The 13,428-nt window shown below is 41.2% G+C and carries 12 protein-coding genes and 1 pseudogene; 2 read left to right on the top strand and 11 right to left on the bottom strand.

Annotated elements, in window-relative coordinates:
- Positions 1 to 76: 76 nt before the first annotated feature.
- The 5 genes from NYE35_RS15575 to NYE35_RS15555 all read right to left on the bottom strand — a co-directional run bounded on the left by NYE35_RS15575 (position 77) and on the right by NYE35_RS15555 (position 5,327).
- Positions 77 to 589 carry a DinB family protein gene (locus NYE35_RS15575; RefSeq protein WP_076105661.1) on the bottom strand — a complete coding sequence of 171 codons (513 nt, stop codon included), beginning with the start codon at positions 587 to 589 and terminating at the stop codon, positions 77 to 79.
- Positions 590 to 1,001: 412 nt separating this feature from the next.
- Positions 1,002 to 1,547 carry a CueP family metal-binding protein gene (locus NYE35_RS15570; RefSeq protein WP_339212003.1) on the bottom strand — a complete coding sequence of 182 codons (546 nt, stop codon included), beginning with the start codon at positions 1,545 to 1,547 and terminating at the stop codon, positions 1,002 to 1,004.
- A gap of 213 nt (positions 1,548 to 1,760) precedes the next feature.
- A complete protein-coding gene (locus NYE35_RS15565; protein ID WP_076133397.1) occupies positions 1,761 to 2,627 on the bottom strand; it encodes an SDR family oxidoreductase in 867 nt (288 codons plus the stop codon).
- A 196-nt stretch (positions 2,628 to 2,823) separates the two neighbouring features.
- Positions 2,824 to 4,575, bottom strand: a complete 1,752-nt coding sequence (locus tag NYE35_RS15560; protein WP_341121556.1) for a sensor histidine kinase — start codon at positions 4,573 to 4,575, stop codon at positions 2,824 to 2,826.
- Positions 4,572 to 5,327: a response regulator transcription factor gene (locus NYE35_RS15555; protein ID WP_076144179.1), complete on the bottom strand. Its 756-nt coding sequence runs from the start codon at positions 5,325 to 5,327 to the stop codon at positions 4,572 to 4,574. Before NYE35_RS15555 ends, NYE35_RS15560 begins: the two co-directional genes overlap by 4 nt.
- A 191-nt stretch (positions 5,328 to 5,518) precedes the next feature.
- Between NYE35_RS15555 and NYE35_RS15550 the strand changes: the two genes are divergently transcribed.
- Both NYE35_RS15550 and NYE35_RS15545 read left to right on the top strand, forming a co-directional pair.
- Positions 5,519 to 6,550 (top strand): M23 family metallopeptidase, encoded by a 1,032-nt coding sequence (locus NYE35_RS15550; protein WP_339212000.1) that lies wholly within the window; start codon positions 5,519 to 5,521, stop codon positions 6,548 to 6,550.
- A gap of 113 nt (positions 6,551 to 6,663) precedes the next feature.
- Positions 6,664 to 7,125, top strand: a pseudogene (locus tag NYE35_RS15545) (TIM barrel protein); the annotation flags it as partial.
- Positions 7,126 to 7,295: 170 nt separating this feature from the next.
- Here NYE35_RS15545 and NYE35_RS15540 read toward each other — a convergent pair.
- The 6 genes from NYE35_RS15540 to NYE35_RS15515 form a co-directional block, all read right to left on the bottom strand.
- A complete protein-coding gene (locus NYE35_RS15540) occupies positions 7,296 to 7,619 on the bottom strand; it encodes a hypothetical protein (protein WP_036677934.1) in 324 nt (107 codons plus the stop codon).
- An 84-nt stretch (positions 7,620 to 7,703) separates the two neighbouring features.
- Positions 7,704 to 8,924 carry a GNAT family N-acetyltransferase gene (locus NYE35_RS15535; protein WP_036677937.1) on the bottom strand — a complete coding sequence of 407 codons (1,221 nt, stop codon included), beginning with the start codon at positions 8,922 to 8,924 and terminating at the stop codon, positions 7,704 to 7,706.
- Between the two features lie 94 nt (positions 8,925 to 9,018).
- Positions 9,019 to 10,386: a Na+/H+ antiporter NhaC gene (nhaC, locus tag NYE35_RS15530; protein ID WP_341121554.1), complete on the bottom strand. Its 1,368-nt coding sequence runs from the start codon at positions 10,384 to 10,386 to the stop codon at positions 9,019 to 9,021.
- A gap of 222 nt (positions 10,387 to 10,608) precedes the next feature.
- Positions 10,609 to 11,235: an HAD family hydrolase gene (locus NYE35_RS15525; RefSeq protein ID WP_038570921.1), complete on the bottom strand. Its 627-nt coding sequence runs from the start codon at positions 11,233 to 11,235 to the stop codon at positions 10,609 to 10,611.
- A 58-nt stretch (positions 11,236 to 11,293) separates the two neighbouring features.
- Entirely contained in the window at positions 11,294 to 12,775 is a 1,482-nt protein-coding gene (locus NYE35_RS15520) for a DUF4179 domain-containing protein (protein ID WP_036677943.1), read from the bottom strand.
- Between the two features lie 17 nt (positions 12,776 to 12,792).
- Positions 12,793 to 13,290 carry an RNA polymerase sigma factor gene (locus NYE35_RS15515; RefSeq protein ID WP_341122470.1) on the bottom strand — a complete coding sequence of 166 codons (498 nt, stop codon included), beginning with the start codon at positions 13,288 to 13,290 and terminating at the stop codon, positions 12,793 to 12,795.
- Positions 13,291 to 13,428: the final 138 nt, after the last annotated feature.

The raw sequence follows: 13,428 nt of genomic DNA, 5'->3' as shown, positions 1-13,428 counted from the left end.
AGTAACTTAATACTCCAATATATAAGGTAAGAGCTATATCTTGAACTTACTTGGCAGTGTAGGGCTTCCTCACTAATCAAACTTCCCCGTTTGCTAATTCTAATTCATCAGCCGAGGGTCCATAAAGACCAGGTACCGGCACGTCAAGCAGCCGCAAATATACTCCAAGCTGTGCCCGGTGGTGAACCATGTGATTCAATCCGATGGTACGAAGCGCAGCAGCCCGGGTCTGACGACGGATGATCTGCTCCCCGTTCCGCAAGGTCCACTCGGCGCCGAGCATCTCCACATTGCTTGCAGTAATTAATTCCTCAATCTCACGAGCTTTCAGGTCGAACTCTTGTAGAACCGCATCGGGACTCTCCAGTGCTTCTCGTCGGTATGCCACGGATGCCAAATCAAACTCCGAGTAAAGAAGAATTGCGGATTGCCAGCTCAGAAGGGTAACAAGATGTGTGGCCAGCCCACCCAGGCTCATTGACTTAGAGTGTGGTTTCCATGTCATATGCTCCTGAGGCAGCTTCTCCAGTATCCGACGCGTACCAGCCAACTCCTGCAAAACATCCCCAATGATCAGCTCTTTAACCATTCATCCCTCTCCTCTCTTCTGTAAAGCAATTTCTTTTGATCATTCGTGTGATACTTTTGTTCCTTTTCCCAAACAGTTTCTAACTCTCCGCTGGATCGGACCGTGGGGCTCTTATTTCGAAGATTTATGGCATTTCACCAGGTTATCGGACCCAGATGCAGCTATTTCCCTAAAAACACTCCGATTCTGTGCCATTACAACCCAATAAGAGCTATGCAGTCCGATAAGCTTGAAAAATGCTGCGAAAATCTAAAATAGCTGCAATGGAGTCCGATACGATGGACATTTGGCGAAAGTCCGACACAGAATACATCAGAAGGAAGATCAAATCGGATTATGAATAACGAATTCGACATCGCTTAAGAAACATCCTCCTGAGCATTCGCTTTCCAAGTCTTCTCTCTACAACTTTTTAGATACTTTCTGCCAATTGCATAGTGGTAACACATGTATTATCACTCTTAAAAGTGGAAAGCTCAGATTTTGCTGCTTTTCCATCCTGCTCAATGGTTACGTTATATTGTTTGTCCCGGGGTAACCAAAGATCAATAAATCCGTTAGATAGCGATTTCATTTCTTGATCCACAATCACATTGCCTTCGCTGTCTTCGATATATACTTTAAACTCATCATCCGTTAATTCCCCTTGGCAGCCAGTCAAGCTATGTGTTGCGCAAGGATGCGTATTCTCCACATATGGAGCTATAGAAACAAAAAACTCATCTTTAGGCAAGTCGTAAGTTTTCTCTTTATTGTTACTATCGGTTACAATAAGTTGCTCAGAAGTGATAGAAGCGGACAGGTTTTCCATACTGCTTGAACTATATTCTTGCACTAATTGCTTAATGTCGGTTGTATCTTGTGCTGAAGGCGTATCCTTATCGATACCTCCCAATAACAAATACGCACCTAATGCAACAACCGCCGCTCCCGATACCACCAAGATATTTCTTTTCATTTGTAATCATCTCCTTCGCTTATTCGCCAGATTATGTACTCCCTCAAAGTATCTTCCATTTCTTTTAGTATAACTAGTTAAACTAAACTAACACAATTATGAACAAGGCAAAATAGTGAAAAGTTATGTATTTGATTCATCCTCTATCAACACAAAAAAAAGGCCTCCTCACTGGTTTTTCAACCTCGAGGAAGCCTTTTATCTTTTATATTATTATGCTTGTAAATTACCGACCATAACACGAATGACATCCGCAAGAGGAGTAGCTGAACGTTTCAGCAGTTTCTCTAAATCGCTACTTTCAATATTAAGCCAACCTTCACGAATCCCACGTTGTATAGCTACAACTATTGGAAGCGCAGCTTCTGGGACACCCACCTCCGACATGGTCTTGGCATAAGCCTCGTCGTCAACCTGGATTACTTTGATTTCTTTACCGATTACACTGCCTATGATCTCAGTCAATTCCTCTTGTGTTAAAGGGTTGCCAGACAATTCATACACTGTGTTCTCATGTCCGTCACCTGTCAGAACATTTGCTGCAGCTTCTGCATAATCTCCGCGTGTAGCCCAGCCAACTTTACCATTCCCTGCTGAAGTCACCCATGGGGCACCCGCTAGAGCGCCTTGAATGGAGCCGATCTCATTCTCCAAATACCAGTTATTACGGAGGAAGCTGTAAGGAATGCCTGTTGTGCGAATAGCTTCTTCGGTGATGCGGTGAACTTCAGCAAGAAATAGTTCACTCTTGTCTGCTTGTCCTACACTTGTGTAGGCAATGAAGCCAACGCCTGCTTTTTCCGCAGCAGCAACAGCTGCTTTATGTTGACGAATCCGGGTTTCATTATCACCATCTGCAGATACAATTAATAGTCGATCCACACCGGCAAATGCTGATTCCAGCGTCTCAGGTTGATCAAAATCACCATGACGGACTTCCACTCCACGCGCCTGAAGATCACTTGCTTTTTCTGGGTTCCGCACACTAACTACAAGATCACCTGCGGGTACAGTTTTAAGTAAAGCTTCTATCACCAATGATCCGAATTGACCTGTTGCTCCTGTTATTGCTATTTTCATTTTTACTTCCTCCTCAAATTAGGATGATAAATTTATTTTTAATCACTACCTGTAACTATTGTAGTTACAATCAGTTTAGATGTCAACTTATTTATGATCCCAACTCTGGCTGGATAATAAACAGAAGAATTAAAAAACTATATTCACAACAAAAAAACCACCGTCATTTCCGTTAGGAAAAACGCTGGTTCTATGATCAGCTCCAACTCAACTTAATAATGGTCCCTTGTCCAGGGCTACTCTCAACAGCAATCCTGCCCTCCATACATTCGATTAATCCCTTGGAGATCGCCATGCCAAGGCCGGATCCGTTGGAGCTAGATACGGTGTCCGTTCCTCGATAATAACGTTCAAATAGACGGTTAAGTGTGACTTCATCCATTCCATCGCCATCATCGGAAAATTGAATAGTAAATCCACTGTCCTCATCATTCATAGTAAGCGAAACCGTTAAAATCGTATCTGAGGGGTTATGAAGTAAAGCATTCGCAGTCAAATTGTTGACCACCCGCTCTAGCCATGGAGTATACAATCGAGCTCTCACTTCGTTTGGTGCCGGCACAAATATAATTCGTTGCTTCCCGTATTCGGGATTTGCAGCAGCTTGATCAAGGGCTTGATGTAGCCAAAAGTTCAATTCCACCTCCATCAGCTCTGGTGGCTTGATCCCTGTTTTTAGCCGATAGGTCATGGCAAGATCACTAATAAGCATGTCCATATGGGCTGATTTATCCAGCATAGTCCTTGTAAACTTGCGAACTTCCTCTTTCGACCAATCATACGAAGGCTCCGCCAGTAAATGGGCATAACCAGTTATAGAAGATAAAGGAGTTTTTAAATCATGAGTAACACCTGCGATCCATTCTTCCCTCAAATTCTCTGTTTGTTGCCGCAACGCTTGATCTCTCTGCAAATTAGCAGATAATTTCTCTATGGATACCATAACATCAGAAAAAACCCGGTATCTCCGTCTCCATTTACCTACGTGTGTTCGACTACGACGATTTCCTTTACGGTCCATAGGCTCTGTATATATGGCATTTCCAATGGAATCGAGCCATACAAGCATATGCAGCATTGGCGCTCCAAACCTATGAGCTTGCCATAAAGAAAGCAATATAAATGCAAGCAATAAAGCCGCGAGCATTGCTAATGAGCCTTTAATAACAATTTTAACCTCTTCAGGTACCCATACCTTTTGGCCTGTATCTGCTCCCTTTACGTTTGGTTGTCCAACGATCCATGTTTGGCCGGTTTGTTTATCAAAAGAAGATTGGACATGATAGCCGTAACGTTCACTGTAGAGAGTGCGTAGTGCTAGCTCTGGCACTGAGTACTTGGTGGGAATCATCTTTGGCCTATTATAGGAGAGCAGCTCCGTACCCGATGAATCAATGAGTTGAACAAAAGCCTGTGATGATTTAATTTCTCTTTCAATCGAATCAGGCAGAACCAGATCTCCATCTACTGCATCAAATGTACCTTCGCTCATTTTTTTTAACAGAGGATCTAGTATATTTGGCGCGCCATAAAGAAGCGTGAATTGTCTCCCATTTTTCTCTTGAATCCATACAGCCAGAGTATACGGAAAAGGCTGAGTCCCTGTCCAATAGGCGACTACTTCACCCGGTCCATATTGAATTGGGACATCTTTTGGAGTGTTGTAGGCACTTTCAACTTTTCCATTTTCATCGATGTTTTGCAGCCAGCCCTTATTCTTCTTCACTTGCTCCAGCAAGCTCGGGGAAAATTGAATGCCCTTCTCATCAATCTTGGAGGATTCAACCAGTTGCTCTAAGCCAACATTAGCAAAATCACGCGTAATACTGATATCGAGAAAACGCAACAGCATCCAAGTAAACGTTACTGCTGCAATAGCGAGAACAACCATTCCCGTAATTGCTAGCTGTAGAACGAACCTTAACGTTAACCGGCGTTTGATATTCATGGCATGGACAACTCCTGGTGGTCTACCTTCACCAGCTTATAACCAAGGCCCCTAACGTTAACAATAAATTTTGGATCGGACGGGTCTGCTTCGATGCGTTCTCTAATTCGATGAATATGAACCATGACCGTATTATCATCACTCAGTGCTTCATCGCCCCATACTTTCTCATATAACTCACTTTTGCTGAAAATCTGATTGGGATGTTTGCATAGGAAGACCAGCAGTTGAAATACAAGTGCCGGACAAGCAACAGACTGACCCTCTACCAGGAGTTCTCCCGCTGTCTCATCTAGCTTAAACCTTCCGTAATCATATACATTTGCAGATTTATGGGGGACTATTTCTACACTCTTGCCAGTAGCCTGTTGGTTAGCAGAAGCAAAATATCTCCGCAGCTGTGCTCTTATACGAGCCACCACTTCAAGCGGGTTAAAGGGCTTGGTGATATAATCATCTCCACCTATAGCAAAGCCCGTTAATTTATCGAAATCAGACGTCCGAGCAGTCAGAAAAAGAATAGGAGCATCCGTCGTCTGCCGGATAAAAGGGCAGATTTCGATGCCACTTCGTCCGGGCAGCATTACATCCAGCACAATTAAATCATATTTTTTGGATTCACAGGCACTTACTGCTTCTTCACCTGTTTGCACTGTATCTATATTGACGTAGCCTTCCTTACGCAGCACTGTCTCCATAATGTCTAAAAGCGATACCTCATCATCAACCAATAAAATTGAAGCCTCATTCATATAAATTTTCCCTTTCACAATAGACGTTTTTATCATCATAGCATGATTTTTTTGGCTAGCAATCTTACTAATCTTAACGGAAGCTTAATTCGTATTCATTAAATAGCTAGTAAATTATGTAAGTGTTAATATAGAATTTCAGAAGAGCTAAGGATAGACTGCTACAATCGTAATACTGGGAGGCGATATATATGAACAAAAAACCTAAAAAAATCATTCATAAAGTTATTTTGAATACAAGAACTGTCTTGGCTGTAGGGTCATTGTCTTTATTAATGGCTGCCTGTGGAGGAGAGAATGCTGATGTGCCGACTACTGAAAAGGCGGAGCAGACAACAAACCCGGCCACAGCTGCCATTCTGAGCGGATTTGCTCCAGATGAACTATCAAAGATTCTACTGGACGGGAAGTATAAGGAGTTGTATGCCCGCTTTAACCAGCCTTTAAAAGATGAAATAAGTGAAGCAGAATTAGCAGAGACAGGAAAAGAATTCACTAAGGGTATCCATACATTGGAAAAGGCATCGACCATGCAGCTTAATGGATTTGATCGACGCACATGGGTTAGTGATGCTGGCAATAAGGGGCTTGTCGGGATGTTTGATCCGGATGGGATGATTACATTAATTCAAGTTCAAGAGCTTATCCCTTCTCCTGAAACCGACAATGTACTAAGTAAACATGAATACGCACTGCCGTTTGAGGGAGATTGGTATGTGTTTTGGGGTGGTGAGAATGTGCTTGTGAATTATCATTATGAGTTAGAAATCCAGCGTTACGCTTACGATTTTATCCAAACCAAAGATAACTATTCCTATAAAGGAGACCCACTAAGAAATGAAAGCTATTATGCCTTTGGCAAAAACATTCTCGCTCCAGCGGACGGCACCGTTGTATCGGTTGTGAATGACATTAAAGACAATGAGCCAGTTGGGGTCATGAATCCGAATCAAGCTACCGGAAATATCGTTGTCATTGATCATGGCGGGGAATATAGTCATTTGGCGCATCTCAAACAAGGGTCAGTTACTGTAAAACCGGGGGATAAAGTCGAAAAAGGGGAGGTTATTGGCTTAACAGGTAATTCTGGTAATACGAGCGAGGCCCATCTACACTTCCAAATCTCAGATGGAGCTGATCTATTCACTTCCCGGGCAATCAGAGTTAAATGGGAGCAAGATTTAAAACCAATTCAAGGCGAGACTATTTTCGCCGCTAATTAGCGCTAAATTCCGGGTCGCTAAGGTTGTCTCTCATAAATAATAGATCAGATAAGACAACCTTGATCTTCCCTAAAAAACTTCCTGTATTCTGAGGAAAGGAAGTGTCAACCCCGATGTCTTTACTCCTAGGCTCTCATGTGTCTATGACCGGAACAAAAATGCTCCTTCGAGCTAGTGAAGAGGCAGCTTCTTATGGAGCGACCACCTTCCTTTTTTATACCGGAGCCCCACAAAATACACGCCGCAAACCCATTGAAGCTTTGAATATTGAAGCAGGACATGCTCATATGAGAGATAACGGTATTTCTAATATTATTGTACACGCTCCATTTATTGTTAACTTAGGAAATACACTTTCGGCACAGGTCTTTGAGCATAGTATAGAGTTTCTTCAATCAGAAATCATAAGAACAGAAGCTTTGGGTTCAACCCAAATCGTCCTACATCCTGGCTCTCAAGCCGGCATCTCTCGGATCGTGGAAGGCTTAAACGAAGTGCTAACAGATAAACGAAATGTTCAGGTTTCATTAGAAACTATGGCTGGAAAAGGTAGTGAATGTGGAGTCTCTTTTGAATAACTTCCAGCTATTCCCAAACTCTTAGAGACTCCCTCCATCGGTGAAAAGAAATATGTAAACGCACCCTATAAGCATGAGATTTCCTTGTTAAGGGGAGATACAGATGAGCTGGTAAAAAAATAAAAACCGCCAGTTACGCGGTTTTTTATCTGTGCAACCATCATCGATTATCCTTTTGTGGAATCAATTGTAGTAGGCGCGGTTCCATTTACCTGGAGTTTTTTTAACGAGTTTTTCTTTGCTGTTAATTCTTTGGAAAGATCAGCTTGCAGGCGATTCATGTTTTTAATTTCATCGTTAAGCTTTTTGATTCGCGTCATTTTACTGCTCAAATCTGTGTGAGACTTGCTAAATTTCATATCCTGTTCTAATTGATTAATTTTGAATTTGGATTTTTCCTTTTTGTTCTTCACGTTTTTGAGCTTGCTCTCTACCTCTATGATTTCTTGTTCTAACCTTTGGATCATTGGTTTGGTGAAATTAATCGCCATTCTTACACCCCATATCATTTAGTGTTGCCGAGAATCAATTCTACTATAAAAGAACAAAAAAGCACACTCATTAGAGTATGCTTTTTAAAAATAATCAGAGAAATAAGGATGTTCTGGCCTGATTAACCCTTCCAAGAACTGAACTGTTGCTTCATCTGCCTGGATCCGACCGATCCTAGCCAAATAGGTAGGTCGCTTATAGCCCATTAACATCGTGGTTAAAGTAGGAATGTCAATCAACAAGGAAGGGTTAGTCCCTCCTGCGTGCAAAACACCTGTTCCATCTTTATCCACATTAAGTGTAAATGTACCCCGGTTCCATTCCAGCATCGGATCACTCAAGGTGAAGATAAGGCAACCCTCTTTATCCTGTTTTTTAAACGGATACTGTTCGATAAATAATTGCACATCCACTATCCGGGCCATAAAATAAGGAGCAATGGTTTCCTTGATGTCACCATCATCTAAAACGAAGGAAAGCGGCTCCCCTTTATAAATATCCCCTTTGACAAGAGTAATCATCGAAAAATGTGCACTTATAAAGTTCCATAATCCCACCCGAGCTTCTTCGTTGATATAAACCATTTCTTTGATATAAAAGATCTCCTCAGCAACCCAATACAACAGATACCCTGTGGGCAAATCATCATTGTTATAATAGATGCCTACCGTCATTTCATCCAGATCCCAGCGTAAATATTCTTCCCAAGCCAACTTATTTCGAAGCATAGCTCCATGATGCTGCATGGAGAACTGATCATATATCTCCTTGATATCCGGATGTTCAATAGTTACCCGCTCCACGTTCCCAGGAACTTTTTTAGTTTTCGGCAGCTGGGTATCCGGAACTTCAAATGAGATTTTATCGGTAATGATCTCCCAGCCTTTCCGCCTATAATATGGAATGGAATACGGAAATAGATAAGAAATTGATTGCTTGCGGCCCCGCATTTTAGTTAATGCATGCAGCATCAGCTTATTCATTAAACCTAAATTAGCATATTCGGGATAGGTTCCAACACCCGTCAGGCCACCCATCTCATAAATTCGCCCAAAAATATTTACTTGAAATGGGTATACTGCTAACTGTGAAATCAATTTATCACCATCAAACCAACCGACTACATCAGCATACTTTAGAACTGGCAGCTTCGCTTGGGTGATTTCACGATTTTCCCAACCAAAGATTTGTAAATCACGATTCGTCACTTGAAATACATAACGTAATAAATTATTAAATTGCTCTGCATGTTTAGTCTCGACATTTGCTAACCTGATTCTATCCTGCAACTTATTGCGACTCACTATCAATACCCCCGCTGAATTACCCAGATATAAATCATAAATCACTCTTATTATTCTTTATATCCGTTCAATAAATACATTCTTTCAGAGAAGGTTAGCCTAACGAGTTCTTTTGCAGCTTCGGGATCAAAGCATACGCAAACGTGATGAATGGGCTTAACCACAGAAGGGTGGCATAAGGTATATATTCAATTACCGGTACACCTAGTGTAGCAGCGAAAAAAGCACCGCTAACTCCCCAAGGAATTAAAGGATTAACAAGGGTTCCACAATCCTCTAACGTACGGGATAGTGTCTTTGCTGGAATGCCTCGGCGATTATATTCATCTTTGAACATTTGACCGGGCAACAAAATAGAAAGATACTGTTCACCAGTCATCCCATTAACCGCAATGGATGATGCGCCGCTCATAAGCACGATACTGCTTTTACGTTTGAGGGGTTGAATGATTTTGCGAAAAAAAGCCTCTATGACACCACAATGTTGTATTAGTCCGCCTAATGATAAAGCAATCAAGATAAGTGAAACGGAACTCATCATTGATTGCATTCCACCTCGGTTAACGATAGAAGCAACGGTTTCATTGGCAATAGTACTTTCGTATCCATTCTGCATCACACTGAACCAGACACCGATTTCTGCCTGCTGCTGGATAATAGCGGTCACCAGAAGACCAGTGACAATGCCAACCATCAGTGTAGGAAGGATTGGGATTCGTTTGATTGAGCAAATAATAACGGCAAGTGGTGAGATCAACGTTAACCAGTGAATACTAAATCCATCCTGTAGAGCAAACTTAATCCCCTGAATCGACGATAAATCAATCGCATCGGCTTTTGGTGCGAACAAGAAAAAGACAGTAGTTATAATAAGCGCTGGAATCGTTGTGTACATCATATTACGAATATGTGTGAACAAGGATATACCTACCACTGCAGGTGCGAAATTTGTAGTATCAGATAAAGGAGACATTTTATCACCAAAACAAGCTCCACAAATAATCGCTCCAGCAGCAAGTGTTGGAGAAATCCCTGTCGTCAAAGCAATACCCATCAAAGCTACACCAATCGTGCTAACGGTGGTGAATGAGCTTCCAGTAAACATAGAGACGACAATTGTGACATATAACGCGCTTACTGCAAAGTAGTTCGGATTAATATAATCCATACCATAAAATAAAAGTGTAGGCACCGTACCACTCATCATCCATACAGCGATCAATATTCCGATTAGCATGAGAATAAGAATGGGCATTATAGCTGTTTGTATGCCTTTGATGATAGCTGCCTCAATATCTTTCCATGACACACCAAATAAACCCAATAAGACTGCTGTGCCAACTGTGGTTGCGAGAAGCGGGATATGAGGTTCTGCTTTTAATAGGAAAATAGATACAAAAAGAAATGCAAGAATAAAGGCGATGATAATCACACTTTTTGAAAAACTAAGCTGACGGTCCATAACGATAGTGCTCCTTAACATTGTGATTGGGATAAAATCCGAAGATTGCGGTGCTTACTTACTTTTAAGCTTTTAAGCTTTTAGGCTTTTGGGCAATGAAGCACAGAGGTAATATTAACGATAAGATAGAGAAGAGTCAATGTTAAGAACATACAATGAAGGTTTTTCCATTAAAAAACAGAGGGCAAAATGCCGCTCTGCTTTATATTCATCCTATTCACTTTACAATTGCAGCTTTAAAATATCCTGCGGAGTTTCAAATTTATATTTCGCGGGAATATGCTCATGCTGCTTGCATCCCCATAAAGCTAATCCAAAATCGACACCAGCATCTCGTGCACATTCATAATCATAAATCGTGTCCCCTATGTAAATAGATGATTCAGGGTTTGCTTTTGATACTCTAATAAATTCTAGCAAGGGGTCTGGATGTGGCTTATGCTTTGCTGTATCTTCTGCGATAACGGTATATGATAAATATTTAGTTAAGCCAAATGGAGCGAAATCGTCATTTAGCTCATCTCTTGTCTTGGAAGTCACAATTCCTTGAACGATCTCTTTTGACTGTAATGAACTCATTACATCTACAATTCCGTCAAAGATGTTAATAGTATCATAGAAATCTTTCATGAAAACATTCCATCTCTCATTGCCCTCATGAATATCTTCGATCCCAAGTTGCGGTAATGAAGCTGAACCTGGAATACCTAACACAAAATTAAGCTCTGACAATTCATACTCTTTGTTGTGATCCACCTTTAACATCTTTTGCAGAGAACTCAAAACAGCAATTTCTGTATCAATTAAGGTTCCATCCACATCAAAGATTACAGTGTTATATTTACGCATAACTACCTCCTATAGGATTACAACAAATACAAGATTATTAATCGTTAAGCTTAATCTATTACTTAGAAAATAACTCTACGGCTTGCGTATCCATAATCGGATTGATATATTTCTCTAGCGTAATCGTTAGTGGTTGAGGATAATCTTTCGCTCCCTTTCCAAAAGTATAACGCATTTCATCCACGGCTGTACCATCCTTTGAAGTCATGTAGCCACCGAAGTTTCCTGCCGAAGTTGTTTTGATTGCTCTTTTATGCACATTTCCTTCCGCATCAGTAAAAGTCTCAGCAAGTCTAGTGTAGTATTTTAAATATTCGGCATCAGTAATTGTATGCCGCAACAAGATCTCTCCTTCATCTGCATAATTCTCTTGCGTTGGAGCAACAAGCTCAAGACCGCTTCCCGGTGCTTCAATGATTTGCTGCTTATTGAGATCGACAACAATTTTCATTTTATTTTTTTCGACTGCCGAGATACCAAAGGTTTTTAATGAAACGGTGTCTGGCTGATGCTTTAGGCCGCTCTGGCTGTTCCTGAACACCAACGTAAACTTGGTGTTGTCCGAATAGACTTCAGAATTGTCAGAGTTGACGATGTCGGGGTAAAATAATTTTTCGGTAGCACCCCCATTTGTACTAATCAGAACTGGATTAATCAATTGGAAAATTTGTTTATCATTGTTCAGATCATACTCCAAATCTGCATAGGTACTAAGCGGTGTATATTGCACTAGATTCACTTTAATCTTTTGCCCGTCAACTGTCAGCGTTTTATCCGTTTTTAGAATTCTTTCCTGTGCTTTGAGCATATCAGGATTAAGTTCGAAAGCAACATCCAGATTAGTCCGGTATTTATTACTACTGGATTGTAGCGCCTTATCTGAAGTTTCAGTGAGAATGACATTATAGTTTACTTCCTTTGGATATTTAATCGTTGGTGAAAGACTAGTGGTGTATATAAAATCCTTAGACTGGCCTGGTTGAATTCGGTTATCGCTGGCAAGCATACTTAGTGCAGCACCTTTATGTAGATTCGACTCCTGTATGCCTTCATATTGAAGCGCAAAATCCGCATGTATAACTTCTTTGTCTGTATTGTTCTGAACACTGTATAGAATATACACCTTCCTTCCATCTGTTACTGCACCAGTTACATCCACTCGGTACCCCTTGTTTTCCGCGCTCTGACCCACCGGCATCACGAGATTCTGTTCCAGAGCACTTGCAAGTGCTGGTTCTAACCTTGAAAATGAGCGATAAGCTGCAAAATCATCTGTATTTTTAGGGCTGGCGGTTTGAACTGAAGGTTGGGCCACTTCCTTGGCCGGTAATCCGATTGAAGAGTATGTAAATAATAGGGCTACGGCTGCAGCTGCAATCACACCCAAACCTGCGGTATAAACACGGCGTTTCTCACGTTTTTTTCCTTCCATAATTCCCTTTCGCATCGCGTTATATATTTTCATTTCCTGTAAAGTTTCAGTATTCTGATTCATTTCATCAACATTTTTCTGCAAAATACGATCTTCTTTATCTGTCACTCTGTTCACCTCCCATATCACTTCAGCACATTACGAAGCTGTTTAAGTCCCTCACGTAACCAGGTTTTGATTGTACCTTCAGGTTTTTTAAGCACTTTTGCGATTTCGATTGTAGTCATGTCATTGTAATATTTAAGAAGTACCACATGCCGATATTTGGGCTTTAACCTGTTCATAGCGCGTTCCAGATCAATCCGGTCGTTGCTTTTCATTTCCTGAGTGGCAACCTCTGCTAGCTTCTCCGTAGGAATCAATCGTTTTTTTCGTCGTAGTTCATCCATACAGCAATTGATCGTAATTCGAATCAACCAAGGTGTAAATGACTGTTCATCTTTAAGCTTCTTACGTTTCATCCAGGCCCGACATGAAGCCTCTTGTACAACTTCTAACGCGTCCGCTTCTGTTCGTAGATAACTATAAGCGACGGTGTACATTTTCCGATGCTCCACATACAGGCGTTTAAAGAAAACTTCCTCATCCATACGGGCAAAATCAACCATTCTGACCTCGTCCATCGTCCTATCCACCACTCACTACACCCCCTCTTTTTTTGTCAGTGTCGGTATTAGGATAAAGTCATCGTTCTGATGTTCTTATAAGTAAGACGGAGCTGAACGTAAAAACGATTGATTTTTTTCATAAAAAAGTGCTGG

This window comes from Paenibacillus sp. FSL L8-0494, assembly GCF_038003695.1.
GTDB classification, from domain to species: Bacteria; Bacillota; Bacilli; order Paenibacillales; family Paenibacillaceae; genus Paenibacillus_AQ; species Paenibacillus_AQ odorifer.
The sequence above is the reverse complement of the archived record's forward strand: the minus strand, read 5'-3'. Positions and strand labels throughout refer to the sequence as shown.

Excerpts from the sequence above, each read along its gene's own strand:
- NYE35_RS15575 (WP_076105661.1), bottom strand. The coding sequence starts at position 589 with ATGGTTAAAGAGCTGATCATTGGGGATGTTTTGCAGGAGTTGGCTGGT.
- NYE35_RS15570 (WP_339212003.1), bottom strand. The coding sequence starts at position 1,547 with ATGAAAAGAAATATCTTGGTGGTATCGGGAGCGGCGGTTGTTGCATTA.
- NYE35_RS15565 (WP_076133397.1), bottom strand. The coding sequence starts at position 2,627 with ATGAAAATAGCAATAACAGGAGCAACAGGTCAATTCGGATCATTGGTG.
- NYE35_RS15560 (WP_341121556.1), bottom strand. The coding sequence starts at position 4,575 with ATGAATATCAAACGCCGGTTAACGTTAAGGTTCGTTCTACAGCTAGCA.
- NYE35_RS15555 (WP_076144179.1), bottom strand. The coding sequence starts at position 5,327 with ATGAATGAGGCTTCAATTTTATTGGTTGATGATGAGGTATCGCTTTTA.
- NYE35_RS15550 (WP_339212000.1), top strand. The coding sequence starts at position 5,519 with ATGAACAAAAAACCTAAAAAAATCATTCATAAAGTTATTTTGAATACA.
- NYE35_RS15540 (WP_036677934.1), bottom strand. The coding sequence starts at position 7,619 with ATGGCGATTAATTTCACCAAACCAATGATCCAAAGGTTAGAACAAGAA.
- nhaC (WP_341121554.1), bottom strand. The coding sequence starts at position 10,386 with ATGGACCGTCAGCTTAGTTTTTCAAAAAGTGTGATTATCATCGCCTTT.
- NYE35_RS15525 (WP_038570921.1), bottom strand. The coding sequence starts at position 11,235 with ATGCGTAAATATAACACTGTAATCTTTGATGTGGATGGAACCTTAATT.
- NYE35_RS15515 (WP_341122470.1), bottom strand. The coding sequence starts at position 13,290 with ATGGACGAGGTCAGAATGGTTGATTTTGCCCGTATGGATGAGGAAGTT.